This window comes from Ancylobacter mangrovi (genome assembly GCF_024752335.1).
Taxonomy (GTDB): Bacteria; Pseudomonadota; Alphaproteobacteria; order Rhizobiales; family Xanthobacteraceae; genus Ancylobacter; species Ancylobacter mangrovi.
This window is the reverse complement of record NZ_JANTHY010000010.1, coordinates 75,600-98,690: the sequence shown is the minus strand read 5'-3', so window position 1 is coordinate 98,690 and position 23,091 is coordinate 75,600. Positions and strand designations below refer to the sequence as shown.

Annotated in this window: 28 protein-coding genes and 1 riboswitch; of the genes, 11 read left to right on the top strand and 17 right to left on the bottom strand. The window is 64.6% G+C overall.

The window, feature by feature from the left end:
- Positions 1 to 262 precede the first annotated feature (262 nt).
- The 3 genes from NVS83_RS20530 to NVS83_RS20520 all read left to right on the top strand — a co-directional run bounded on the left by NVS83_RS20530 (position 263) and on the right by NVS83_RS20520 (position 4,790).
- Positions 263 to 1,456 carry a CinA family protein gene (locus tag NVS83_RS20530; protein WP_258741020.1) on the top strand — a complete coding sequence of 398 codons (1,194 nt, stop codon included), beginning with the start codon at positions 263 to 265 and terminating at the stop codon, positions 1,454 to 1,456.
- A gap of 166 nt (positions 1,457 to 1,622) precedes the next feature.
- Positions 1,623 to 3,686, top strand: coding sequence for a ParB/RepB/Spo0J family partition protein (locus NVS83_RS20525; protein ID WP_258741019.1), 2,064 nt, complete (start codon positions 1,623 to 1,625; stop codon positions 3,684 to 3,686).
- 69 nt (positions 3,687 to 3,755) lie between these two features.
- Positions 3,756 to 4,790 (top strand): DUF7146 domain-containing protein, encoded by a 1,035-nt coding sequence (locus NVS83_RS20520; protein ID WP_258741018.1) that lies wholly within the window; start codon positions 3,756 to 3,758, stop codon positions 4,788 to 4,790.
- A gap of 102 nt (positions 4,791 to 4,892) precedes the next feature.
- On the opposite strand, the gene NVS83_RS20515 is transcribed toward NVS83_RS20520, so the two are convergent.
- Complete coding sequence (locus NVS83_RS20515; RefSeq protein ID WP_258741016.1) at positions 4,893 to 5,147, bottom strand: hypothetical protein; 255 nt, start codon at positions 5,145 to 5,147, stop codon at positions 4,893 to 4,895.
- A gap of 11 nt (positions 5,148 to 5,158) precedes the next feature.
- Here NVS83_RS20515 and NVS83_RS20510 point away from each other — a divergent pair, with 11 nt between their 5' ends.
- The 5 genes from NVS83_RS20510 to NVS83_RS20490 all read left to right on the top strand — a co-directional run bounded on the left by NVS83_RS20510 (position 5,159) and on the right by NVS83_RS20490 (position 8,337).
- Positions 5,159 to 6,085: a DUF2493 domain-containing protein gene (locus NVS83_RS20510; protein ID WP_258741015.1), complete on the top strand. Its 927-nt coding sequence runs from the start codon at positions 5,159 to 5,161 to the stop codon at positions 6,083 to 6,085.
- A gap of 85 nt (positions 6,086 to 6,170) precedes the next feature.
- On the top strand, positions 6,171 to 6,425 hold the full coding sequence (locus NVS83_RS20505) for a FitA-like ribbon-helix-helix domain-containing protein (protein WP_012172361.1): 255 nt from the start codon (positions 6,171 to 6,173) through the stop codon (positions 6,423 to 6,425).
- Positions 6,422 to 6,766 (top strand): PIN domain-containing protein, encoded by a 345-nt coding sequence (locus tag NVS83_RS20500; RefSeq protein WP_309486230.1) that lies wholly within the window; start codon positions 6,422 to 6,424, stop codon positions 6,764 to 6,766. The genes NVS83_RS20505 and NVS83_RS20500 overlap by 4 nt, the downstream gene beginning before the upstream one ends.
- 171 nt (positions 6,767 to 6,937) lie before the next feature.
- Complete coding sequence (locus NVS83_RS20495) at positions 6,938 to 7,378, top strand: DUF4407 domain-containing protein (RefSeq protein WP_258741012.1); 441 nt, start codon at positions 6,938 to 6,940, stop codon at positions 7,376 to 7,378.
- 632 nt (positions 7,379 to 8,010) lie between these two features.
- Positions 8,011 to 8,337, top strand: coding sequence for a DUF736 domain-containing protein (locus NVS83_RS20490; RefSeq protein ID WP_258741011.1), 327 nt, complete (start codon positions 8,011 to 8,013; stop codon positions 8,335 to 8,337).
- A gap of 54 nt (positions 8,338 to 8,391) precedes the next feature.
- Here NVS83_RS20490 and NVS83_RS20485 read toward each other — a convergent pair whose 3' ends face one another.
- The 3 genes from NVS83_RS20485 to NVS83_RS20475 all read right to left on the bottom strand — a co-directional run bounded on the left by NVS83_RS20485 (position 8,392) and on the right by NVS83_RS20475 (position 10,138).
- Positions 8,392 to 8,610, bottom strand: coding sequence for a helix-turn-helix domain-containing protein (locus NVS83_RS20485; RefSeq protein WP_013167646.1), 219 nt, complete (start codon positions 8,608 to 8,610; stop codon positions 8,392 to 8,394).
- Positions 8,611 to 8,713: 103 nt separating this feature from the next.
- Positions 8,714 to 9,400: a GntR family transcriptional regulator gene (locus NVS83_RS20480; RefSeq protein ID WP_258741010.1), complete on the bottom strand. Its 687-nt coding sequence runs from the start codon at positions 9,398 to 9,400 to the stop codon at positions 8,714 to 8,716.
- A complete protein-coding gene (locus NVS83_RS20475; protein ID WP_258741009.1) occupies positions 9,401 to 10,138 on the bottom strand; it encodes a maleate cis-trans isomerase family protein in 738 nt (245 codons plus the stop codon). It abuts the gene before it with no gap.
- A gap of 126 nt (positions 10,139 to 10,264) precedes the next feature.
- On the opposite strand from NVS83_RS20475, the gene NVS83_RS20470 reads away from it, so the two are divergent.
- Both NVS83_RS20470 and NVS83_RS20465 read left to right on the top strand, forming a co-directional pair.
- Positions 10,265 to 11,416: a M24 family metallopeptidase gene (locus NVS83_RS20470; RefSeq protein WP_258741008.1), complete on the top strand. Its 1,152-nt coding sequence runs from the start codon at positions 10,265 to 10,267 to the stop codon at positions 11,414 to 11,416.
- A 23-nt stretch (positions 11,417 to 11,439) separates the two neighbouring features.
- A complete protein-coding gene (locus NVS83_RS20465; RefSeq protein WP_258741006.1) occupies positions 11,440 to 12,147 on the top strand; it encodes a GntR family transcriptional regulator in 708 nt (235 codons plus the stop codon).
- Between the two features lie 156 nt (positions 12,148 to 12,303).
- On the opposite strand, the gene NVS83_RS20460 is transcribed toward NVS83_RS20465, so the two are convergent.
- The 4 genes from NVS83_RS20460 to NVS83_RS20445 all read right to left on the bottom strand — a co-directional run bounded on the left by NVS83_RS20460 (position 12,304) and on the right by NVS83_RS20445 (position 14,779).
- The gene (locus NVS83_RS20460) at positions 12,304 to 12,681 is read right to left on the bottom strand and encodes a helix-turn-helix domain-containing protein (RefSeq protein ID WP_258741005.1); all 378 of its coding nucleotides are present in this window, start codon (positions 12,679 to 12,681) and stop codon (positions 12,304 to 12,306) included.
- Positions 12,678 to 12,974, bottom strand: coding sequence for a type II toxin-antitoxin system HigB family toxin (locus NVS83_RS20455; RefSeq protein ID WP_258741004.1), 297 nt, complete (start codon positions 12,972 to 12,974; stop codon positions 12,678 to 12,680). Before NVS83_RS20455 ends, NVS83_RS20460 begins: the two co-directional genes overlap by 4 nt.
- A gap of 245 nt (positions 12,975 to 13,219) precedes the next feature.
- Positions 13,220 to 13,582, bottom strand: coding sequence for an alpha/beta fold hydrolase (locus tag NVS83_RS20450; RefSeq protein WP_258741003.1), 363 nt, complete (start codon positions 13,580 to 13,582; stop codon positions 13,220 to 13,222).
- Between the two features lie 174 nt (positions 13,583 to 13,756).
- Positions 13,757 to 14,779, bottom strand: coding sequence for a formamidase (locus NVS83_RS20445; RefSeq protein ID WP_258741002.1), 1,023 nt, complete (start codon positions 14,777 to 14,779; stop codon positions 13,757 to 13,759).
- A 275-nt stretch (positions 14,780 to 15,054) separates the two neighbouring features.
- On the opposite strand from NVS83_RS20445, the gene NVS83_RS20440 reads away from it, so the two are divergent.
- On the top strand, positions 15,055 to 15,558 hold the full coding sequence (locus NVS83_RS20440; RefSeq protein WP_258741001.1) for a Fur family transcriptional regulator: 504 nt from the start codon (positions 15,055 to 15,057) through the stop codon (positions 15,556 to 15,558).
- Positions 15,559 to 15,682: 124 nt separating this feature from the next.
- Here the strand turns inward: NVS83_RS20440 and NVS83_RS20435 are convergent, their stop codons facing one another.
- The 9 genes from NVS83_RS20435 to NVS83_RS20395 all read right to left on the bottom strand — a co-directional run bounded on the left by NVS83_RS20435 (position 15,683) and on the right by NVS83_RS20395 (position 22,677).
- Positions 15,683 to 16,579 carry a metal ABC transporter solute-binding protein, Zn/Mn family gene (locus NVS83_RS20435; protein ID WP_258741000.1) on the bottom strand — a complete coding sequence of 299 codons (897 nt, stop codon included), beginning with the start codon at positions 16,577 to 16,579 and terminating at the stop codon, positions 15,683 to 15,685.
- A gap of 19 nt (positions 16,580 to 16,598) precedes the next feature.
- Complete coding sequence (locus NVS83_RS20430; RefSeq protein WP_258741184.1) at positions 16,599 to 17,471, bottom strand: metal ABC transporter permease; 873 nt, start codon at positions 17,469 to 17,471, stop codon at positions 16,599 to 16,601.
- Positions 17,468 to 18,223: a metal ABC transporter ATP-binding protein gene (locus NVS83_RS20425; protein WP_258740998.1), complete on the bottom strand. Its 756-nt coding sequence runs from the start codon at positions 18,221 to 18,223 to the stop codon at positions 17,468 to 17,470. Before NVS83_RS20425 ends, NVS83_RS20430 begins: the two co-directional genes overlap by 4 nt.
- The gene (locus NVS83_RS20420) at positions 18,220 to 18,345 is read right to left on the bottom strand and encodes a hypothetical protein (protein WP_258740997.1); all 126 of its coding nucleotides are present in this window, start codon (positions 18,343 to 18,345) and stop codon (positions 18,220 to 18,222) included. Before NVS83_RS20420 ends, NVS83_RS20425 begins: the two co-directional genes overlap by 4 nt.
- A gap of 455 nt (positions 18,346 to 18,800) precedes the next feature.
- Positions 18,801 to 19,004 carry a globin family protein gene (locus NVS83_RS20415; protein WP_309486229.1) on the bottom strand — a complete coding sequence of 68 codons (204 nt, stop codon included), beginning with the start codon at positions 19,002 to 19,004 and terminating at the stop codon, positions 18,801 to 18,803.
- A 145-nt stretch (positions 19,005 to 19,149) separates the two neighbouring features.
- The gene (locus tag NVS83_RS20410; RefSeq protein WP_258740996.1) at positions 19,150 to 19,815 is read right to left on the bottom strand and encodes a class I SAM-dependent methyltransferase; all 666 of its coding nucleotides are present in this window, start codon (positions 19,813 to 19,815) and stop codon (positions 19,150 to 19,152) included.
- Positions 19,812 to 20,594 carry an ABC transporter ATP-binding protein gene (locus tag NVS83_RS20405; protein WP_258740995.1) on the bottom strand — a complete coding sequence of 261 codons (783 nt, stop codon included), beginning with the start codon at positions 20,592 to 20,594 and terminating at the stop codon, positions 19,812 to 19,814. Before NVS83_RS20405 ends, NVS83_RS20410 begins: the two co-directional genes overlap by 4 nt.
- Positions 20,591 to 21,628 (bottom strand): FecCD family ABC transporter permease, encoded by a 1,038-nt coding sequence (locus NVS83_RS20400; protein ID WP_258740994.1) that lies wholly within the window; start codon positions 21,626 to 21,628, stop codon positions 20,591 to 20,593. Before NVS83_RS20400 ends, NVS83_RS20405 begins: the two co-directional genes overlap by 4 nt.
- On the bottom strand, positions 21,625 to 22,677 hold the full coding sequence (locus tag NVS83_RS20395) for an ABC transporter substrate-binding protein (RefSeq protein WP_374115099.1): 1,053 nt from the start codon (positions 22,675 to 22,677) through the stop codon (positions 21,625 to 21,627). The genes NVS83_RS20400 and NVS83_RS20395 overlap by 4 nt, the downstream gene beginning before the upstream one ends.
- A 104-nt stretch (positions 22,678 to 22,781) precedes the next feature.
- A riboswitch (cobalamin riboswitch) is annotated at positions 22,782 to 23,003 on the bottom strand.
- Positions 23,004 to 23,091: the final 88 nt, after the last annotated feature.

Below are 23,091 nucleotides of genomic sequence, written 5' to 3'. Positions count from 1 at the left end.
CCAGGATGCCGGGTGCTCTCAGGCATCGATTCGGCTGGATCTGTGGCCCATCCGAGCTCAGGCGGTCAGCGAGGCGGCTCCGCCAACCAATGACGTCATCTACCGGTTGTTCAGGAAGCGGCGGAAGGGAAGGCTCCGCTCGACGTAACGGATCTCTGAGTACCTCACCGTGCCAATAAGAGTGAGAGGCCGGAGGGGATTTCCGTGACGGGTTGAGGGCTGGGAGAGAGGCTTCCGGCGCCCGTCATGGAGGTTGGTCCCCATGAACATGCAGGGTCTGGATGCCGGTCGCGATGCCGGTGGCGGCTACAAGGTGGATGTCACGCGCGGCGAGCGGGTCGGACGCGTGTCGTCGGAATGGTTCTCCCGGCCGGATGACGAACGGTTCCTGTCCCTCGGCGAGCTGGCCGCGATGGTGCGGGGCCGGGCCGAGCACAGCCGGTCGCGCCTGGTGGAGACGTCCCACATCCATGTGGAGGCGAGCCGCTCCAATGCCGAGCGGCTGGCGCTGGTGCTGCCCGGAGCTGATGCCCCCGTCGAGCCGAACCATTGGTCCTTCGGCCAGCTCGCGGCCCAGATCGGGGCGCCGGCGGCCTATCTGCGCCAGCTTCCCGCGGCACTTGCCGGTATCAATCTCCAATATGGCCTGACCTCACACCGTGCCGAGCAGATCAGGACGTTCGAAACTGCCAATGGCCGCGTCGAGTTGCGCGCCGTCACCGGGCCGGACTATGGCCGGATCTATGATCACGAGCTGGTCGAGGCGGTGCAGCGTATCGCCGGCAACGGCACCGGCGACACGCGCTGGAAGGTGCCGGGCGTGCTCGACTGGTCGACGGGTATCTACAATCCGCGTGTCGACATCACCAAGGATACGACGACGCTCTACGCCTCCGACCGTGATGTGTTCCTTTTCCTCGTCGACGATCTGAACCCGATCGAGGCCGGGCGTTTGCCCGACGGCTCGCCGGACCTCTATTTCCGGGGCTTCTATTGCTGGAACTCGGAGGTTGGTGCCAAGACGCTCGGCATAGCGAGTTTCTATCTGCGTGCCGTGTGCCAGAACCGCAATCTCTGGGGTGTCGAGGACTTCCAGGAGATCACCATCCGCCACTCCAAATACGCGGCCCCGCGCTTTGCTCATGAGGCGGCTCCGGCCCTGACCCGCTTCGCCAATTCTTCGCCCATGCCCTTCGTCAACGGCATCAAGGCGGCACGCGAGAAGATCGTCGCGCGCACCGACGAAGACCGCCGCGACTTCCTGCGCAACCGGGGCTTCTCCAGGGCGGAGACCGCCAAAATCATCGATACGGTTCTAGCCGAGGAAGGGCGCAAGCCCGAGAGCATCTTCGACTTCGTGCAGGGCATCACCGCGCTCGCACGCGACAAGCCGCACCAGGATGCGCGGCTCGACCTCGAGGGGCGGGCCAAGAAGCTGCACGATCGAGCCGCCTGACTTCCGGAAAGCCGGGGATGCGGAGATCCGTGTCTCCTGCTTTGCGCTTTTGCAGATCTGCGGTTCTGCGGCGTCGCCCTCCAGAGTGAGAGGGCGGCGCTGAGCTTCGTGACGGGTTGGAGGCCGAGAGAGTGGCTCCCGGCCGCTCGTCGCGGAGGTGCCTTCCATGGCGACCAATGTTCAGAAGATCACGCTCTCGCCCTCGCGTGACATCCCCTTCAACAAGCTCCTGCTCAGCCAGTCGAACGTCCGGCGCATCAAGGCCGGCGTCTCGATCGAGGAACTGGCCGAGGACATCGCTCGCCGCGGCCTGCTGCAGGGCCTGAGCGTCCGGCCCATTGTCGATGGCGCCGGTGTCGAGACCGGCATGTTCGAGATTCCGGCCGGCGGGCGGCGTTATCGGGCGCTGGAATTGCTGGTGAAGCAGAAACGCCTCGCCAGGACCGCGCCGGTGCCCTGCGTCATCCGCGAAGGCGGTATCGCCGAGGAGGATTCGCTCGCCGAGAATGTCCAGCGCGCGCCGCTGCATCCGCTCGACCAGTTCCGCGCCTTTCTAGCGCTGCGCGAGAAGGGCCAGTCGGAAGAAGAGATCGCGGCCGCCTTTTTCGTCTCCGTCGGCGTGGTGAAGCAGCGCCTGAAGCTCGCCTCGGTCTCGCCGGTGCTGCTGGAGGTCTATGCCGAGGACGGCATGACGCTCGACCAGCTCATGGCCTTCACCGTCTCCGGCGACCATGCGCGCCAGGAGCAGGTCTTCGAGCGGCTGAAGGCCTCCTATGACAAGCAGCCCTATGCCATCCGCCGCATGCTGACCGAAGGTGCTGTCCGCGCCTGTGACAAGCGCGCCCAGTTCATCGGCCTTGAGGCCTATGTCGAGGCCGGCGGCACGGTCCTGCGCGACCTGTTCCAGGGCGACGATGGCGGCTGGCTGCAGGATGTCGCGCTCGTCGACCGGCTGGTAGCCGGGAAGCTCAAGGCCGAGGCCGACGCTGTCGCCACTGAGGGGTGGAAGTGGGTCGAGATGGCCCCCGACTTCGCCTATGGCCACACCTACGGCCTGCGCCAGCTGCGCGGCGAGACCATCCCGCTCACCGCCGAAGAGGAAGCCGGCCACGACGCCCTGCAGGCAGAATATGATCGCCTGTCCGCGGAATACGCCGAGGCGGATGATCTGCCGGAGGAGGTCGACGCGCGCCTCGGCGAGATCGAGACGGCGATCGAAGCCTTCGAGGCGCGTCCGATCACCTTCGATCCGGCGGAGATGGCGCGCGCCGGCGCCTTCGTCAGCATCGCCCATGATGGCGCGGTGCGCATTGAGCGCGGTTATGTCCGGCCCGAGGACGAACTGCCGGTGGAGCCCGAAGCCGAGGCGGAGGACGCCGGGCCGCGCCTTGCCGCAACTGCGGCCATGCGTACCGGCGAGACCGTCATGGCAGATGCGCCGATGCCCGAGCCCGAGGAGGACGAAGGGCTGTCTGCGCTCTCGGACCGGCTGATGACCGAGTTGACCTCGCATCGCACGCTCGGCCTGCGCCAGGCGTTGGGCGAGCGGCCGGACGTCGCCTTCCTCGCCGCCCTTCATGCCCTGACGCTGAAGAGCTTCTACCGCTACGGCTCGGATAGCTGCCTCGAACTCGACCTGAAGAGCGTGGCTTTCAGCGCCCCGGCGCCGGGGCTGAACGACAGCGCCTCGGCCGCGGCGATCCACGCCCGGCATGAAGGCTGGGCCAATGTCTTGCCGAAGGAGTCGGCTGATCTCTGGGAGGCTCTGCGGGACTGGGACAGCGACAGCCGCTCCGGCCTGTTCGCCCATGTCGTGAGCCTGTCTGTGAATGCTGTTCATGAGGCCTGGAATCGGTGCCCGCGCGCGCTGCACCACGCGGATCAACTCGCAAGTGCCGTCGAGCTCGACATGGCGGCCGCCGGGTGGAAGCCGACCGTGGACAATTTCCTTGGGCGCGTGACCAAGGCCCGCATTCTGCAGGCGGTGAGCGAGGCCAATGGGCCGCGTGCGGCAGAGCGCATCGCGCACCTGAAGAAGGGCGACATGGCCCGCGAGGCCGAAACGCTGCTCACTGAGACCGGCTGGCTGCCGGAATTGCTGCGCGGAGCCGAACCCGCCGTTGGCGAAGAGACGGCGGCGCAGGACGGCACAACGGCCATGGGCGAAGACGAAAGCCTTGAGGATACTGAGGACAGCACGGACATCCCCCCTGCCGTGGCGGCAGAGTAACCCTCAACACGACCCTGAACCTCGGCCCGCCGGCTCTGTCGGCGGGCCTTTGTTTTTGGAAAGTTCGCCATGTCCGGGACTGCTCAAGATCTGTCGCGCCGGCTCGCAGATCGGGCCGAGGCCGTCTGCCGTCACTATCTCTCCAATGGGCGCCGGGAGGGCCGTTACTGGCTGGTCGGCGATATCAGAAACACGCCCGGCCGCTCGCTCTTTGTCCGGCTCCAGGCATCCGCGAAGGGCCCGGCGGGCAAATGGACCGATGCCGCCACCGACGAACGTGGCGATCTTCTCGACATCATCCGCGGATCATTGGGCCTCAACGACTTCCCTAACGTTGCCGACGAAGCGCGGGCCTTTCTCAGCCTTCCGCATCCCGAACTGGAATCCACATCACCTCCTCGCCGTGTCCTGCCGGCTCCATCAGGATCGGTTGAAGCGGCTCGCCGGTTGTTCGCCATGTCGCAGCCCATCGCCGGGACCCTCGCAGAGACGTATCTGCGCCGACGCGGCATTACGCTTCTGCACGGAACCGGAAACCTGCGCTTTCATCCACGCTGCTACTACAAGCCCGATGACAGCCCGACCGAGACCTGGCCCGCCATGGTCGCCGCCGTCACCGATCTCACCGGCAGGATCACCGGCGCACACCGCACCTGGCTTGCGCCCGACGGCTCGGATAAGGCTCCGGTCAACACGCCGCGCAAGGCGATGGGTGATCTGCTTGGGTCTACCGTTCGCATCGGTGTGCCCGACAACGTGATGGCAGCGGGCGAAGGCATCGAGACCATGCTGTCGATCCGGCAGGTCCTGCCCAACATGCCGATTATGCCGGCGCTCTCCGCCGCACATCTGGCCGTCATCCTGTTCCCGCCTGCCCTGAGGCGGCTCTATATCGTCAGCGACAAGGATCCGGCAGGCGACGCCGCGCGGGACGCGCTGATCGAACGGGCGAACGTCGAGGGCATCGAGGCTATTTGCCTATCGCCCGGCTTCGGGGACTTTAACGAGGATCTCCAGCGGCTGGGTATGGACGCGCTCCGGGCGTGCGTTCGGTTGCAACTCGCCCCGGAAGACGTCTTGCGCTTCATGAGCCTGCCCCAATAGCCGGAACGGGCTGAACCGCGAGACGCGGCTGCCATACCCGCAAGGATGCGTCAGCCCACGGAAAAGGACCGCGCCTTGCGCCTTCGAGAGGGCGATCGGCCATCAGCCGGGCCGGATCGGCAATGGCTGCTGCCAACGATTTTCCGGCGCGACCTTCAGGCCGCTTTCCATCGCGAAGCAAAATCGCCGGCTTGTCGCCATCCTCCGCTGCGCTTCGGCTCTGTGCGCTTTTCCGGCATGGTCTTGTCCCGAAACCGGTTCCCACTTTCGGGGACCATGCCCGCGCTCCGGGTGCAGGTCCGTCCCGCCCGACGGCTGCGTCGCCATGAAGGCCGCGAAGGTCGCGGTCCACACCATTGGGGCATCCCATGAGCGCGCATGTCGACCACGAGGCACACCACGCCTCATCCCCGACCGACCACCTGATCCAGCAATTGCAGCTCCACGGCCATCGGCCTTCCGAGGACGAGCGCGACCAACGCCCACCACCGGAGGATCGCCTCATCGAAGGCGGCATCGCCGACATCTTCGACGCCCTGGTCGCCACGATCACCGACACCAGCCTCGATGCCGAGTTGCCCGATCTCCTCTGGTCGACCGTCAACATGTTCCACCGCGCCGTGGACCGGATCGAACAGAAGCTCGACGACAACGAGCAAGCCCAGAAGCAGGTTCAGCGCGAACAGGACGGCTCGGAGGTGAAGTCACTGGAGCTCGAGCGCCTGATCGACATCGGCATGAACCTGATCGGCCGGCGCGACGGCATGGAATCCTTCCGCGAGGCCGCCGCCGACCGCTACCGCATCGCCACCGGCTCGCCATGGACGCCACGCGCCGGATCACGGGTCAACCATCGCCATCTCACCGCGTCACTGATCGACAGCCGGGATTTCCTCGCCGCCCGACGGCGCGCCGATAACGAGGTGCTTGTGCCCGCTGGACCGAAGATCGCCTTCTCGGGCGGCGACACCGCCGATCACAGGCAGATCTGGGCCAAGCTCGATCAGATCCACGCCAAGCACCCGGACATGGTGCTGCTGCATGGCGGCTCGCCCAAGGGCGCCGAAAAGATCGCGTCCCTCTGGGCCGCCAGCCGCAAGGTGCCGCAGGTGGCCTTCAAACCCGACTGGACGAAGCACGCCAAGGCCGCTCCCTTCAAGCGCAACGACCAGATGCTGAACGTGGTGCCGATCGGGGTCGTGATCTTCCCCGGAACAGGCATTCAGGACAATCTGGCCGACAAGGCCCGCAAGATGGGCATCCCGGTCTATCGGTTCGGAACTGGTGGCGCATAAGCGCCGCCACACCCGCCATTTTGAATGTGATGGCGAATTCTCTATTTTGCTATCAACGCTATCAGATATGCTGGGAGGCGCCATCATGCCCGCAGTGACAATCCGGAATCTCTCCGAGGCGACGCACCGCGCCCTCAAGGTGCGCGCGGCACAGCATGGCCGCAGCACCGAAGCCGAGATGCGCGACATCCTGGAGACCGCCGTTCGCCCTGACACGCGCCTCCGGCTCGGCACGGTGCTGGCGGAGCGCAGCCGCCGCCTCGGCCTCACCAATGAGGACATCGACGCGCTCAGCCCGGCACGCGACAGGACACCTGCCGAGCCCATGAGCTTCGAATGATCCTTCTCGACACCAATGTCATCTCGGAGGCGATGAAGCCCGCGCCCGACGACACCGTGCGGGCGTGGCTCGACGAGCAGGCGGCCGAGACGCTCTACCTCTCCAGCGTCACCATCGCCGAACTGTTGTACGGCATCGGTGCCCTGCCCGCGGGCAAGCGCAAGGACCGGCTCACCGAAGCCCTGGACGGGGTGATGGAGCTGTTCGCTGACCGCGTCCTGCCGTTCGATGTCGCTGCCGCACGCCATCGCCTTCAGCCTCGCCACGACCCTGATGGCCACCGTCGTCATCTTCCGCGCCGGCGACGGCACGCTCTCCGTCACCCCGGCGGCCGAATATGACGGCGACGAAGCCGCCATCGTCCGCGAAATCGACCCCTTCGCCTCCTGAGAGGCGAGCGGGCGGCCATGAACAGCGGAGACGGCGTACGCTCGTGCTCTGACGCCAACGCCAATCCTGCAGGTGCATCGGGGTGGTGAGGCGCATCGGTCTCATTTTATGGAGCCGCCCCCATGATCTTCATCGGCATTCTCCTCAGCATGGCGACAATAGGGTTCCTCTGCTGGCTGCTGTTCACGCTGGCGGTATTCGCGTTGTCGCTGTTTGCGGGCATCACAGCGTGCACTTGGGCCTATGGCACCGGCGCCGGATGGCTCGGCGCTATCCTTGTCGGCTTTGCTGCCGCAGCCCTGACCTTCGGTCTGGGCCGGTTCCTGCTCGCCACCGTCCGTCCGATCTGGGCGCGTCTGCTCATCGCCTCCGTGTTCGTCGTCCCGGCCGTGGCGGCAGGCTTCCACGCCACCCATGGCATCGTGAAGCACACCATGCCCTCACAGACGTGGCAGATGGTGTTTTCGATCCTCGGAGCCGCCGCCGTTGGCATTGTTGCCTTCGTGCGCATCACCGAAAGGAAGGCGTTCGGCCCTTCTGACGGGCACAGCTCTGCTCCCTGACACCGCGACGTCCGCTCGGCTGCACCAGACGACGAATGACTTAGCGTCCGCTTCAACCGGCTGGGCCGGAAGGGAGCGGAAGTCTAAAGCGTCCGTTTCGCCATGCTGTACGGCAGGGTTGGCGCGCGCGGTGAACGGCGGCCGTGGCGCAGTCGAAAGGCCCCACGGGGCAGAGCATGCGCGACATTGGCGGAACGGGGGATGCGCAGCTTGGCCAAGCTCAGGGTATCGCCCGCCGATGCTGGCCGGTCGGGTCTCTATATCCGGCGCGAAGGCAAACCATCTCCCTCATCCATCCGCCCGTGCCCGCTCCAAACGGCCTCTTCAATGGCCTGATCTGGCCGAAGGACGGCTGCGCCTCGAGCGCCTATGCCACAACGGCGCGTCTCGACTTTCTTCCCCTGCCGACGCCTACCCCGCGCACTGCGCGGGGACCCCGGATCGCCGTCATTCCTCGCGAAGCAACAAAGTCGCGCCTGCGCCGTCCTCCGCTGCGCTGCGGTCGCAATCCTCACCCCATCGCGCCAGCGCGACGGGGACCCCGAGGCGATGTGGCGTCACTCGCCTCCGGCCTTTCGATCGCCATCGAGGCCGCAATGGTGCGGGCTCAGAAGACAGGACGGAGACAGAACATGGCCACCATCGGCACCTTCAAGAAGACCGGCACCAACGAGTTCACCGGCGACATCGTCACCCTCGGCGTGCAGGCCCGGGGCGTGCGCATCCTCCCCGACACCCGCGCCACCGGCGAGAACGCCCCGAGCCACCGGGTCTTGGTCGGCGGCGCCGAGATCGGGGCCGCCTGGTCCAAGCGCTCCACCGAGGGCCGCGACTATTTGGGCCTCAAGCTCGACGATCCGAGCTTCAACACCCCCATCTACGCCAACCTCTTCGATGACGATGACGGAGAGACCTTCTCCCTCATCTGGTCTCGCCCCAACGGGCGCCGGCGCGACTAAGACCTCGCCTGGATCAGGGCCCCGGCCTCACGGCCGGGGTCACACCGGCAACCCTCACTTCTCGTCCGGCGGAAGAACCAGCTCGACATGGCTGACATCGAGAGCGCGTGCCAGCTCATAAAGCGTGATGATCGTCGGATTGCGTCGGCCACGTTCGAGACCACTGAGATACTGCTGGCTCAGCCCCGAGCGCTCGGCAACCTGTTCCTGCGTCAGGTCCTTTGCCTGACGCAGGCGGGCGAAATTTCGTCCGACCAGCTTGCGCATATCCATGCGCAAACCGTTCGCAATTCCGTCGTGCCGAGTTTATCAACTATAATATGTAACGACATCTGGCCTACCCGGGACCCGGACCGTGCGGGCTGGGTTTGCAGCATCAAACAGCAGCGTGTGCGCTCGCGACACGATGAAGGCCAAAGGCAATATGGTTGCGCTGGATATAGCCAACCGCCCTGATGTCGCCGGCGCGCAGCGCACCCACGATTTCGTTGAGTTCGCTGGCCAGATCGGCGAGCTGTTCCTCAAAGAACGCCTCGATCACGCTGTACCAGATGCGCGAGGCCTGGAAGTAATAGCGTTCATGGGTCTCGCGCAAAGCCAGATTGGCGATGAGCCGGTTCGTAGCATGATGAAGTTCATGGTTGAGCTGCCAGAACGCCTCCATGTCCCGCTGGCCTCTCAAGGCCACCAACCGGTCCTGAAGTAGCAGGATGGTCGAGAGGGCGTGCGGTGCCTCGTCTTCCGCGGGGAACTCGCCCATCATTTCGCTCAGGCGCAGCCGGAAAGCATAAATATCGCGGAAGACGTTTGGATCGACGCCGGTCACCATCGTTCCCACACCGTTGCGGGTCTCAGTGAGCCCGTCATATTCCAGCCGCTGCAGCGCCTGGCGCACAGGCGTGCGACTGACCGTGAATTCTTCGGCGAGTTCGTGCTCGCCAAGCAGCATGCCGGGCGGGTAACGCAGCAGACAGATCCGGTCGCGCAAGGTCCGGTAGATGTCCGTCACCTGGCCGCGCGGGGCTCGTGTCCTTGAGTTTTCGCTTGTCGCGCTTTCGCTCACTCAATGCTCCCGAAGCAGAATGCCATAATCATCCCGCTGGTCCGCGATCCCGGCAAGACGCAGGCAGTCCCACATCATCGCCTGATTGCTGGTCACGACCGGTTTGCCGATCCGGCGCTCGAGTTCCTCGATAATGTCGAGAGACCTTAGGGCGCCACAGCTGATGAAGAGGGCCTCGGCCTCAGTGCGATCGACGCTGAGGGCAAATTCCAAAATGGCTTCCGGCGCCACCCTCACCATATCGGCGTCCTTCTCGATGCCCAATCCCTGCATGTGAACGATCTCGAAGCCGCGTTCCGCCATATAGCTGCGCTCGATCGCATCGACCTCGGCAAGATAGGGCGTGGCGATAGCGATTCGGCGAACCTTCAGCGCCTCCAGAGCCCGGATGACCGAGGTGATCAATGAGGTGGCCCGGGCGTTCGGCTTGCCCCGGATCAACTCTGCAAACACCCGCTCCTCGCCGATGACGACGCTGCCCGATGTGCAGGCGTAACAGACAACATCGAGCGCCTCCTCCGGCAGGAGCAGGCTGGCAGCATCGCCAATGCCCGAGGCCATGGCCGCCAGCGTGCCGACGCTGACACGGTTCGCCATGGGGGCCCGCGTGAAGTGAATGCCCACGCCCCCTGGGCGGAGAATGAACATGTCGTCTTCGATGGTCTGTTCCATCGCCAACAGCACGAACCCGATCTTCGCCCGGTGATGGCGACCCGCATCGCTCTTGATCTCACGCATGATTGCCTCCGTGATGTATGCAGCTATCGAAAAGTTCCGGCTGACACTGTCATATTTTCCATTATTGACAATGCCTTTCTAGCCTCACTATCGTGAGGCACTTCATAGCTGCATACAGGTTATCAAATGACAAGCCCTTTTGAGATGCGCATGCGTCTTCTCTCTCTGTCCCTCGAGAGCGCCGGCATCGAGCTGGCCGTTCTGAGTGATCCGGACTCGATCGCCTATTACGGGGGCTACTGGAACTATCTCGGCATGGAGTTCGGGCGGCCGACGCTGATGATCGTCAGGCCCGATCTTGCTCCGGTGATCCTCACGCCGTTGATGGAATCAGACATGTGCGCGGCCATGAGCTGGGTCGGGGACATCCGCCCCTGGACCGATGGTGGCCGGGAATGGCGGGACGTGCTTATTGGCCTCATCACCAACCCTACGACGGCTGCGCCGGTCGGGGTCGAAACAGCCCGGCTGCCGAACGTGGTCGCCGCCGAGATCAGGGAGCAACTTCCTGGTCGCATCCTGACGGATATCGCGCCGCTGATCACCGAGCAGCGCATGATCAAGTCGCCAGACGAGATCGCCATCATGCGCCAGGCCGGCGAAGTGGCCGGTGCGATGATGGATGCTGCCGCGGACGCAATTGGTCCCGGCGTGCCCGAATATGAGATCGCGCTTGCCGCCATGCAGGCCGGCTCGCGCCGGGCCGCCTCCCTGCTGAGCGATCCCAGGGACCGCTACGTCTCGCCACTGATCCACAATCTGCAGATCCTGCAGTCAGGCACGGACACCTGCATGGTCCATCGGCGCGCCGGCGTGCGCCGGCTGGAGTCTGGCGATCCTGTCTATCTGTGCTTCTGCGGCATGGTGAGTTTCCGCAACTACAAGCTCGGCTTTGATCGCCAATTTTATGTAGGAACCGTGACCGATGAGCAGGCGCGCATCCAGGAAGCCGCTCTGGCCGCCCAGCGCGCGGCGCTGGCCACGATCCGCCCCGGCGTACGCTGCGAGGCAGTCAATGCCGCAGCAGAAGAGGCGTATGCGGCGGCCGGCTTCTCGCCGAGCTATCGCACCGGCCGCTCGGTCGGCATGTCCCTGCTGGAGGCGCCGGAACTCAAGCGCGGCGAGACACGCGAGCTACAGGCCGGCATGACCTTGGCCATCGATGGCGGCATTACAGTGCCCGGCAAGGGCGGCGGACGCATCGGCGACTCCATCGTCGTGACCGAGGACGGTTTCGACTATCTCACGCCCTATCCCCGCGACCTGAAGCTTATTTGAAGCAGGGAGCCGTAGACGCGAGGATGAAAAGTGACGGGGACCGTTTCTGCTTGGGATCACGGCCATCAGGATGTCTCGGCGGGGACCGGCGGCACCAGGTCTACCGTGCCCTGAAAACACGGGCGCTGCTCTACAGGTTCCGTCCTGGCCAGCATCTGGCCGTCGTCGAACTGTCGGACCAGATGAAGGTCAGCAATACGCCTGTGCGCGAGGCGCTGATCCGCCTGCATGCCGAAGGTCATATTGCTGCTGTCCCCGCGCGAGGATTTTTCGCCCGCGAACTGCGCCTGCGCGAGATGAAGGAAATCCATGACCTTCTGCAGCTCCTCCTGCGTCACAGCCTCGACAAGGCCCCTCCTCTGGCATCATTGCGACCCTTGCCCGACCTGGGACCTCCACCCTTGCCCCCCTGCGACCCAAGGACGGCCGTTGCGCTGGCCCACCGGGCCGAAGCCTTGTTCATCGCCATGAGCCGATGGACGGGCAGCGATGTGATCGAGCGCAACGTGGCCGATCTGTGCGAGCGGACCCATCATGTTCGCCGCTGCGCCTATCGATCATCCGATCTGACCGTGCCGCTACATGCCTCCCTCGCCGTCCTGACCTCAGCGCTAGCCGACGGAAAAATGGGGGCGGCTGTGATCGCTCTGAATGATCATTTCCGGGTTCTTGAGGCAGCACTGTCGGATCTGGTCCTGCGCGCACTCGCGACGTCCTTGATACAGGACTAACGCGTGTGATCGGGAGGACATCACCTTGACCGAGTAATGTCCTGAAAGGCGGACACTGTGGATCTCAATGTCCCCTCTGATCGGTCCGCCTTCGCAATCGAGCTTGATCTTACCAGCACCATCCCGCGGCGCGATGAAACCTTTCTTGGAGACGTTTTACGCCGCCAGCCTGTAAGGCCGCACCAGGACATCCGCCGGAATACCCCACTCCTTGCTCAACTTGCCGATCATATCGACAGTCAGGGCTCGCTTGCGGCGCAGGACTTCCGATGCGCGCGGTGCGGAGCCGAACAACACCGCAAGATCCTGCTGCGTTCGCCCGGTCGCTTCAAGGAAAGCGCGCAGCGCTTCGACAGGATCGGCATCTGGCAGCGGAAAGTGCCGCTCCTCATACGCTGCGATAAGGTCCGAGAGCACGTCGAAGCGGTCCCCTTCCGTCGAGCCCGGTTCAGGCTGTTGCTCGAAATAGCGAGTCACCTCGGCCAACGCCCACTCATAGTCCGCGTCGGTCTTGATCGGTCGAATGTCCATCAAACGGTCTCCGGATCTATGGCGTCATATTCAGCGTGAGTACCCACGAACTTGATCAACACCCGACGGAATGGATAGGCGACGTGGACGATGAGGCGGAACTTGTTGCCACCGACATCGAAGATCAGGCGGTTGTCCCCTATGAAATCCACGGTAGTCCCGAAGGTCGCTTTCACGTCCTGAGGGCCGGCCCACGCGGCCTTCGCCACGCGGGCATACCAGAGCACGAGTGGCGTCTCAGCTTGCGGATAGCGCTCCCAGAAGAGCTTGAGAGTCCGGCGAGCGATGATCTGCATAGGAGCTTATAGCGAATTCCCGAATCGGGAACAAGGTGTTTTCCCAGATTGGGAAAAGTCATCTCCACAGGCGGCGCCACTCCGAGTTGGACCGTATCCGTAGCTCCCTTATCCCTAATGCGCATAGAGCTCCCGCCGTTCTGACAGCGGAGGCTGCATGCCGGGACCGTCATCCATCTCATCTTTCGGTTCGATCCAGCCGGCCAGACCCACCCGTTCCAGCACGGCGCCGATCGCTAGGAGCTTCATGTCCCGATGATGGCGGAAGGGTCATCTGCGGCTGCGGCGAGAACGTAGCCCGCACCGTGTCCCGCGGCCACGGTGACGTCGGGGGCGACGACCTCGGTCACCACGAAATCCAGAAAGCTCCGATAGAGTTCGGGACGCCAGTCAATGTTCGGGCGCGGCCGGTCTCCGAAACCCGGCCAGTCGATCGCGACCGTCGAGAATGAACCGCCAAGCCCTTCCTGGAGTGGGCGCATCTCCGCGCGCGTCGAGATCGAGCTGAGAGCGGGCAGCAGGAGCAGGTTCGGTCCCGATCCGAACCGCGCAAACCCGATGCGCACAGGCCTGCCGTCGGCCGTCCACTCGATTTCGTGCTCGATCAAGTCCACGGCTTACCAGAGCATATGCAATGCGAAGCCCCGCTCAATCCAGGCTAATACAAGCTGGCCGCGCAACGTAGGGCGCAATATCGGCTACCCGCATATTGTGATTGCCGGACGCCCGAAGCGCATGCCCATGGCCCCGGGCGTCCGGTCTTGGCCGGCGGGGAATGCCGGCTATTCGGCAGCGAGCGGCTTGGGCATCGGGCCGAGCTTCACGCCGTCGGGGTAGTATTTCCAGCCGTCGCGGATTCGTACCTTGTCGTCCCAGGGTAGCTTGTAATTGCCCTCGGCGAGGTCCTGAACCCAGGTCAGATAGTTGGCGGTTTCGCCGCCCGGCTTGCCGACATAGCCGCGGCAGCCGACATTGAAGATGTTGTTCTCCAGCGCCCAGTTCTCCCGCGCCTTGTCGACGAGGCGGGGGAAGAGCTCCGCGGTGACGATTTCCCAAGGATTGCGGTGGCCCTGCTGGATGACGTTGCCGTCATAATTGCAGACCGTGCCCTCGCCGAAATAGTAGAAGACACCGTCATAGCCCGCGAGGTTGACGGAGATCGTGTACATCAGGTTCTGCCAGGCATTGGTCCGGTTGGTCCAGATCCACTGGTCGTTGACCTGCGTGGAATAGCCGGAGATGCGGATATAGACGTTGGCGCCCTTATAGGCCGCCTCGCGCGCCAGTTCCGGGAACATGCCGTCATGGCAGATGCAGACGGCGAGCCTGGAGCCCTTCGGCCCGTTGCAGACCGGCATGCCGTAATTGCCGGGGAACCACGGCTCGATCGGCACCCAGGGCTGCAGCTTGCGGTAGTGGAGGGCGAGCTCGCCATCGGCGTTGATGATGATCGCGGTGTTGAAGGGGGGCAGCGACGGGTCGTCGTTGCGCTCCATCAGCGAGAAGACGCCCCACACCTTGTTGCGCTTGCAGGCTTCCTTAAAGGCGCCGATTTCGGGGGAGTCGACCGTGAGGAGCATCTCGTCATAGCTCCAGATCGCCGTGTTCAGCCCCTGCGTCGAGTATTCCGGAAAGACGATCAGGTCGAGATCGGGATATCCGGCCTTGGTCGTGTCGACCGCCTTGCAGATCTGCTTGACCTGAACCTGGATATCCGCCGGCCCGCTTACGACGGGAACCGGGTATTGGATCATGGCGACGAGAAGCGCTTCTTCCCACGCGCTGACACTGCCTGTGCTGGCCACGACATCACCTCCAGAAAGCTATGTTATAACGTTGCGACGCTAGAGGCTTTGCGGCGGAGGGGTAAATACGTCATCTGCCGTAGTGGACCGATGCGGCTGTTCATCAAGGGGCTGCCGCGGAGCGGGCTCACTGCTTGGCCCGTGAGTTCGTCCCGCGCTGTCTCACCGGGACGTTTTCTTCCCCACAACTATGGAGTCGGTTCACTGTTGGCGGAAGCAACCTGTTGCATTACCTAGGGGCCTCATCGCGTCGTGGCGACTGCAGGAGAACCGGGATGCCCCCAACCGCCAAAGCCGTTTCGCCACCCTCTGGCAGGCGTCCGAAGAAGGCGGCCGTGGCGGATGCCTTGACGGCGGCGGAAGCGATCTGCCGGGCGCGGGGAATCCAGTTCACCTCGCTGCGCCGGGCCATCCTGCAGCTGCTCGTCGAAGCGCAGCAGCCGCTGGGTGCCTATGACATCATCGAGCGGCTGGAAGAGGTGCTCGGCCGGCGCATCTCGCCTCCTACCGTCTATCGCGTCCTCGATTTTCTGCTCGAACAGAAGCTGCTGACGCGCATCGAGAGCCGAAACGCCTTCGTTCCCTGTGCCCATCCGGACCATGCCCATACCTGCATCTTCTTCATCTGCAGAAGCTGCGGCACGTCCACCGAGATCGAGAATCCGATACTGGAGGGCCTGTTCGATCAGGCGGCCGCCGGCCTCGGCTTCCAGGTGGATCGACGGGTGGTCGAGATCGAAGGGCGCTGTGCGGCCTGCGTCGCCGCCGGACGCGTGTGATGCGGCCCCGGTGGAGAGCCGCCGCCCCCGGAGAGCAGACGACTCGGCGTGGTGCCGGCCAAAGGTGCCGTGGGCGGGAGCGGCCGCATGGACCGCTCCCGGCGTCGGCTCACTTGGAGCAAGTTCACTTGGAGATCGCGTTGACGATCTGATCCGTGTTGTACTGCATCAGCTTCAGATAGGTGGAGGCAGGGCCATCCGCGGGCGACAGCGCCTCGGGATAGAGCTCGCCGCCCGCCGTGGCGCCGGTCGCGTCGGCGATCTGCTTGATCAGCCGCGGATCGTTGGAATTCTCGAAGAAGTAGACCTTGATGTCCTCCTTCTTGATCTGGTCGATCAGCTCGGCGACATCGGCCGCCGAGGCCTCGGTCTCGGTCGAGACGCCGAGCGGCGACAGGAAGGTCACGCCATATTCCTTGCCGTAATAGCCGAAGGCGTCGTGGCTGGTGAGGACCTTGCGCTTGTCCCTGGGAACGCCGTCGATCTTGGCATGGATCGACGCGTTCAGATCCTTGAGCTCCTTGGTGTAGCTCTCGGCATTCGCCTTGAAGGCGGCGGCATCGGCCGGATCGGCCTTGGCCAGCGCTTTCTCGATATTGCCGACCCAGATCAGGACGTTGGGGATGCTGTTCCACACATGCGGATCGGTGACCTTCTTGCCATCCTCTTCGAAGGTGTGGGTCTTGATGCCGCTCGACACCACCACCGGCTTGGCCTTCGTGCCGGACGCCTTGGCGAGGCGCTGGAACCAGTTCTCCAGGCCTTCGCCGCTGAGGAAGGTCACGGCCGCGGCTCCGACGGCTTTCGCGTCGTCGGGCGAAGGCTCGAACTCATGGGGATCGCCGTCGGGCGGCACCAGGCTTTTCACGTTCACATGGTCGCCACCGACATTCTTCACGACATCGGCCAGCACCGTGAAGCTGGCGACGACGTCGATCGTCTTGGCGGATGCGGCCGCGGCCGATCCGAAGGTAAGCGCGGTCGAGCCGACAAGCGCCAGAAAGAGCCGTCTTGCATTCATGGGAGTATCTCCTCGGGATTTAGCCTGTCAGATGCGAGCGCGGGATGAACCGGCGCAGCGCTCCGGCCGGCGCGATAAGCAGCGAGACGCCGTAGATGAGGCTGGCGATCAGGATGATGGTGGGACCGGATGCGAACCGCAGGTGATAGGAGGCGAGCAGTCCGACGAAGCCCGACAGGGCGGCCGTCGATGCCGCGATCAGGACCATGACCGGGAGCGTGCGAGCCCAGAGCTGGGCGATCGCCGCCGGCAGCATCATCATGCCGACCGCCATCAGGGTTCCCAGCGCCTGAAAGCCGGCGACCAGATTGATGACCACCAGGAACAGGAACAGGAGGTGATAGAGCGGTCCGCGCCCGCCGACCGCGCGCAGGAAGCCGGGATCGAAACATTCGGCGACGAGCGGGCGATAGACCAGCGCCAGGATGACGAGCGTCAGCGAGGCGATGGCGCCGACCAGATAAAGCGCCTCGGCGTCGATCGCCAGGATCGTGCCGAACAGCACATGCAGGAGATCGATGTTCGAGCCGCGCAGGGACACGATGAGGACGCCGAGCGCGAGCGACGCCAGATAGAAGCTGGCGAAACTCGCATCCTCCTTCAGCGAGGTGGTGCGGCTGACGAGCCCGGACAGCAGCGCGACGCTGAGCCCGGCCACCAGCCCGCCCAGCCCCATGGCCGGCAGGGACAGCCCGCCCGAGATCAGGAAGCCGATCGCTGCTCCCGGCAGCACCGCGTGGCTCATGGCGTCGCCGACCAGGCTCATGCGGCGGAGCATCAGAAGCACGCCGACCGGACCGGAACCGAGACCGAGCGCGACCGAAGCGACAAGCGCACGGCGCATGAAGCCGTAATCGGCGAAGGGCGCGACGAGCAATCCGTAGAGCGTCATGCCGCCCCCCGGCTGGCGGGCGTGCATTCCTCGGCGGTCTCGTCCCAGCCTTCCGCCATGGCCCGCGCCTTGAGGAGGTTGCACGGTGACAGCGCGGTTTCCGTCGGTCCCCAGGCAATGGTTTCGCGCGCCAGCAGCAGCGTGGTGGGAAAATGCGCGCGCACCTGCTCGAAATCATGCAGGACCGCGATCACCGTACGTCCGTCGCCGTGCCAGCGCCGCACGATCTCCAGGAGGTCGCGCGTCGTGCGCGCGTCGATGGCGGTGAAGGGCTCGTCCAGCACGATGATCCTGGCGTCCTGAAGCAGGAGCCGCGCGAAGAGCACGCGCTGGAACTGGCCGGCCGACAGCGAGCCGATATGGCGGCGCTCGAAACCGTCGAGCCCGACGGCGGACAGGGCCTGACGCGCCCTGTGCGCCACGGCCTGCGTCGCCCCGCCGAACGCACCGGTCCGGCGCCAGGCGCCCAGCATGACGGTGTCGGCGACGCTCAGGGGGAACTGCCGGTCGATCTCGGCCGCCTGCGGCAGATAGCCGAAATCGCCCGGCGCGAGCCCGCCGCGGTCGATCGTGCCCTCGGCCTCGGACAGTTCCCCCATCAGGGCCTTCAGCAGCGTCGACTTGCCCGCGCCGTTGGGGCCCGCGATCGCCGTCAGGCTGCCGGGCTCGAAGGTGCCCGAGACATGATGGACGGCGGGGTGACGATCATAGGCGACCGTGACGTCCTTGAAATGGATGCCGGGCAGGCTCATGGCAGCGAGACCGCCCAGCCGATGGCGAGCCACAAAACCACCAGGACCCCCGAAACGCCGAGGAGCCGGTGGAGCGCGGTCTGCGCAATCAGTGACGACAGGAAGGGATCACGGTTGGTCACGAAGCACGGTCTCATTCACTTTGCGAGGCACCATAGATGCAACGATATAATGTATCAATATGAAGTTGGCGGTTCCACCGGAATTTGCGCTACTCCTTGTTTTCGTAAGGGAAACAAGCTCATGCCGCACAGCGCCGGCCCGACTTATGCCGAAGCTTGTCCGGGCAAAGGACGGCGCTGTCGGGGCAAGCCTCACCAGCCGACGGCGAATGGCCGGTCGCGCTTTCAAGGGCGGCGTCCGGCGGCGTCTTTCCGTCCCGCCATCCACCGGACGGGCATCATCTCGCCGAATTTTCCAGCCAAATGCTCCTTCACACGAGAGGCTGAGCTACATTCCCGCCCTCATGAACGGTACGTTATAACATGCCATCCATGAATCGCCGTCCTGACAGAAGCGCCGGTCCCGGCTGCCCATATGAAACTGGGAATACGATGCACGAAACGGACGGGCGGTCTTAGTGCGCCCGCGCGACTGGAGAGCAGAAATCCGAGATCTTCTCGATGTGCTCATCCCAGTCCGTCACAGTCGCCGCGAAAATCGGGCCGATCAGATCGTCTTCACGCGCCTTGGAATAAAAGGTGCGGATCAGAAGCCGGATCGACGCCTCGTCCATATCTGGATGTGCGACATTGGGATCAGTCAGCGGATTATAGCTCATGTGCTGATTCTTTTGGTATCGGCTCGGGACGGCAGGAGCGCAAGCGCGCATTGAATGATCGAAGACAATCTACCCGGTGAGCCTTTCGAAAAGCATCCTGTTGGCGTCCAACGCGGTTCACCGGAAATTGCCTGCTCGGCTTCGATTATGGCCTGGTCGCGCTCAACACGAACACTGGCACATCTCCCGGATAGGGCGAGGTCGGAAACAAATGCTGCCAGCTCTGCGCGTTTGTAAACTCTGCCTCGTTCAACATCCGCTCCGCTTGTGCCTGTGTAAGTCCGTCATGCAACGGCAGGCGGGCCGCGATCTCCGGTGCGTAGGTCGAGCGATACTGTGGTGCCACTGACCACATCCCATCCGACACCACGATCAAGCCACCCGGGCGCAGCAGCCGGTGTGTCACGCGCAGCGCCTGCTTCGGCTCCTCCAGCGTCCAAAGCACATTGCGTAGCGTCACGATATCGGCGGAGGCGTCTGCGAGGGGAACCTCGTGGATCAGCGCATTCTCGAAGACGACATCGAGGCTCTGTACACGCGCCGCCCAGCGGGCGGAGGCGATCATCTCAGGCGAGGCATCAAAGGCCCGCACCCGATGACCTAGCTCGGCCGCGATGATCGCGCAGGCGCCAGTGCCGCAGCCGAGATCGACTACGTCGCTGGGGATCTCGGCCTGAAATGCCGCCTTAAGCACCTCCCGCCAGAGATCGCGCTTGGCGACATGAGAGGCGACGCCGTCAAAAAGCGGCGCACGGGCGCTCCAGTGTGCGGTCACAGCGGATTGGAGGTCGGTGATGTCCGGATGACTCATGGCATGTCTCGCAATTCGTGATCGAGGACGTATTCAATGTAACGGCGGCCGCCGGCTGCCTCTCGGATCAGCACCTCTACACCGAACACGTCTCGAATGAGCTCGGGCGTCAGGACGCTTTCGGGCGGACCGAGCGCGACCAGCCTGCCGGAGGACAGGACGCCGATCTGATCGCAGAACATGGACGCAAGATTGAGGTCGTGGAGTGCGACAATGCAGGTCACGCCGAGGCGACGGACCAGACCGAGGATCGAAAGCTGGTGCTGGATGTCGAGGTGGTTGGTCGGCTCGTCGAGAATGAGCTCGCGCGGCTCCTGTGCCAGGGCACGGGCGATGTGGACGCGCTGACGCTCGCCTCCCGACAGCGTGTGCCAGAGCTGGTCGTGGCGCTCGGCAAGGCCGACCCGCTCCAGCGCGGTATCGACCGCCCGCTCGTCCGCTGCGGTCCACGACGCGAGGGCGGTGCGATGGGGCGTTCGTCCGAGGCGGACGACGTCGCACACGGTCAGCTGGACCTCTGTCGTCGCCTGCTGTTCGACGAAGGCGAGGCGCCGAGCGAGATCGCGCCGAGACATTTCGGCTATGTCACGGTCGTCGAGGGTCACCACCCCGCTCGCCACCTTGCGCAACCGGCAGAGCAGGCGCAGCAGGCTGGATTTGCCGGAACCGTTGGGACCGATGAGCCCGAGGATGCGGTTGGGTTCGGCGGAGAGATTGACACCGTCGACGAGCATCTGTCCGCCGACGCCCCAGCGGACATCCTGCGCCGCGAGCGTCATGCCGGCCGCCTCGCGCGATAGAGGATGAACGCAAAGGCGGGTGCGCCGAACAGCGCGGTGACGATGCCGATGGGCAGGATCTGCTGCGGCACCAGGATGCGCGAGAGGATGTCGGCAAGAACCATGAAGATGCCGCCAATCACGAGGCAGGCGGGCAGCAGGCGGGCATGGCTCGGCCCGACCAGAAACCGCGCGGCATGGGGAATGATCAGTCCGACGAAGCCGACGGTGCCGACGATGGCGACCATGGTGGCGGTAAGCAGCGCTGTGGTCGCGAGCAGCACCAGCCGCACCCTGGTGACGGCGACACCGAGTGCAGCCGCCGCATCGGTTCCAAAGGCGAAAGCATCAAGCGCCTTGGCGTGTATCATGCAGAGGAGGAAGCCGGCGAGCGCCGCCGGTGTCGCCACCATGAGATCCGGCCAGCGCACGCCGCCGAAATTGCCGAGCAGCCAGAACATCACGCCGCGCGCCTGCTCGGCGCTGGCCAGCGTGGTGACGATGGTGGCGGTCGCCGCGTTGAACAGCTGCGAGCCGGCGACGCCGGCAAGGATCACCCGGTCACTGGCGCCGCCCGCACCCGCCGCCAGCAGCGCGACGATCGCCAGCGCCGCGATCGAGCCGAGGAAGGCGCCGCCGGACAGCCCGAGCGTGGCGCCACCGAAGCCAAGGATCATCACGCAGACCGCCCCCGTCGAGGCGCCGGCTGAGACGCCGAGAATATAGGGCTCGGCGAGCGGATTGCGCAGCAGCGCCTGCAGGATGGCTCCGCAGATGGCAAGCGCGCCGCCGCATAGCGCCGCCATCAGGGCGCGGCTCAGCCGGTAGTCGAAGATCACCCCTTGCTGGGTGGCGCTCACAGGCAGGCCGAGATCGAACAGCCCATTGCCGAGCGCACGAAAGGCGACCGGCAATGGGATCGCCATCTCGCCGACCGTCACCGCTAAGGCGACGGCCAAGCTAAGGGCCGCGAGCGAAAGAACTGCGAGGGCGAGGCGCGCCGGCCAATTCGGCTTGGGAACTGCGTGGCTCAATTGGCCAGACCGAAGCCGTGGACGGCCTTGGCGATCGCCTCGATGCCATCGATCGCGTCCATGCCCGGGCGGGTCGAGCCGACATCCACCACCACGATCCGCTTGTTGCGCACAGCCGAGAGCTGGCTGGCAACGGGATCGGTAGCGAGGAAGTTCAGCTTGGCGTCAAGGTCATCAGCCGGGAAGCGGCGCCGGTCCATCCTGACCAGGATCAGGACGTCGGGATCGTTGGCCGCGACGGTCTCCCAGCCGACCAGCGGCCATTCCTCGTTGGTAGTGATGATGTTGCGGGCACTGAGCTTCGACATGATGTAAGCTGGGACGCCATTCTTGCCGGCGAGGAAGGCATCGCCCTTGATGTCCTTGCTGGAGAACCACATCATCATGGAGATATTCTTCGCCTGCAGCCCGGCCACCTCGCGGAGAGCGTCCGCCTCGCGCTGCTTCAGACTGGCGATCAGCGTCTCCGCCCGGTCGGCGACGTCGAAGATCGCGCCGTATTCCTGGATGTTTTGATAGAGCTGGTCCATCGAATAGGGCTCCGTGCGCACCCCATCGCCCGCGCCGGTATTGTCCTTGCCGATGCAATCGGTCGGGGAGACATAAACCGGCACCTTCACCGCATCGAACCGATCGCGCTTGCCGACGATGCCGTTCGGGCCGATGTGCCACTCATACATGGCGACGACGAGATCGGGCTCCTGGCCGACCACCGCCTCGAAACTTGGGTCGTTGTCGGCGAGGCGCTTCACCTTTGCATTGACCGCCTCATAGGGCTTGGCGACGGGACTGAACCAGACGGCGGTGGCCACCATGCGGTCGCCGAGCCCGAGCGCATAGAGGATTTCGGTCTGCGCCTGGCCGAGACTGACGACGCGTTTCGGAGCTTGGTCGATGACGACCTTCTGCCCGCAATTCTCCAGAGTGAGCGGGTATTGCGTCGGCTCTGCTGTGGCCGCGTCGGCGAGAACTGAGCCGACCAGCAGGGCGAGCGTCAGCGCGCACCAGAGGCATGCGGCGGATGTATGGCTGAGGACTGTCTTGAACATTGTTTCATCGCTTCCCATGAGGAAGACGGAAAGCACAAAGGGAACCGGAAGACAGGGGAGAATCGCCGCCGCCGACCGGCAACCTTCGGAGCACCCCGCCCGAAAGATTGCTTGCGATCACGGCAGGTCTCCTGGCTCGCGGGTCGACGCTGGCTCTGCCCGGCCTTCCCGACGCATGGCGCAATGCGCGACGTCAGTGGACGAAGGGCAGAGGGCTCGCCGCTCACAGTTGCGGGGGCAGCCTCGGCTTCGGCGTGGAACGCCTTACCGAATTCCCTCTTAGCTCCGGGGTGCATGCCCGAAGAACCTTGATCAGCGTCATCGATAAACTTGAGAAACTGCACGTCAAGCGTTTCGCGGGAGCCGAGCTCTCTCCTGTGGGCTTGGCAACTGGTATCGGTCGCTGGTCCCACG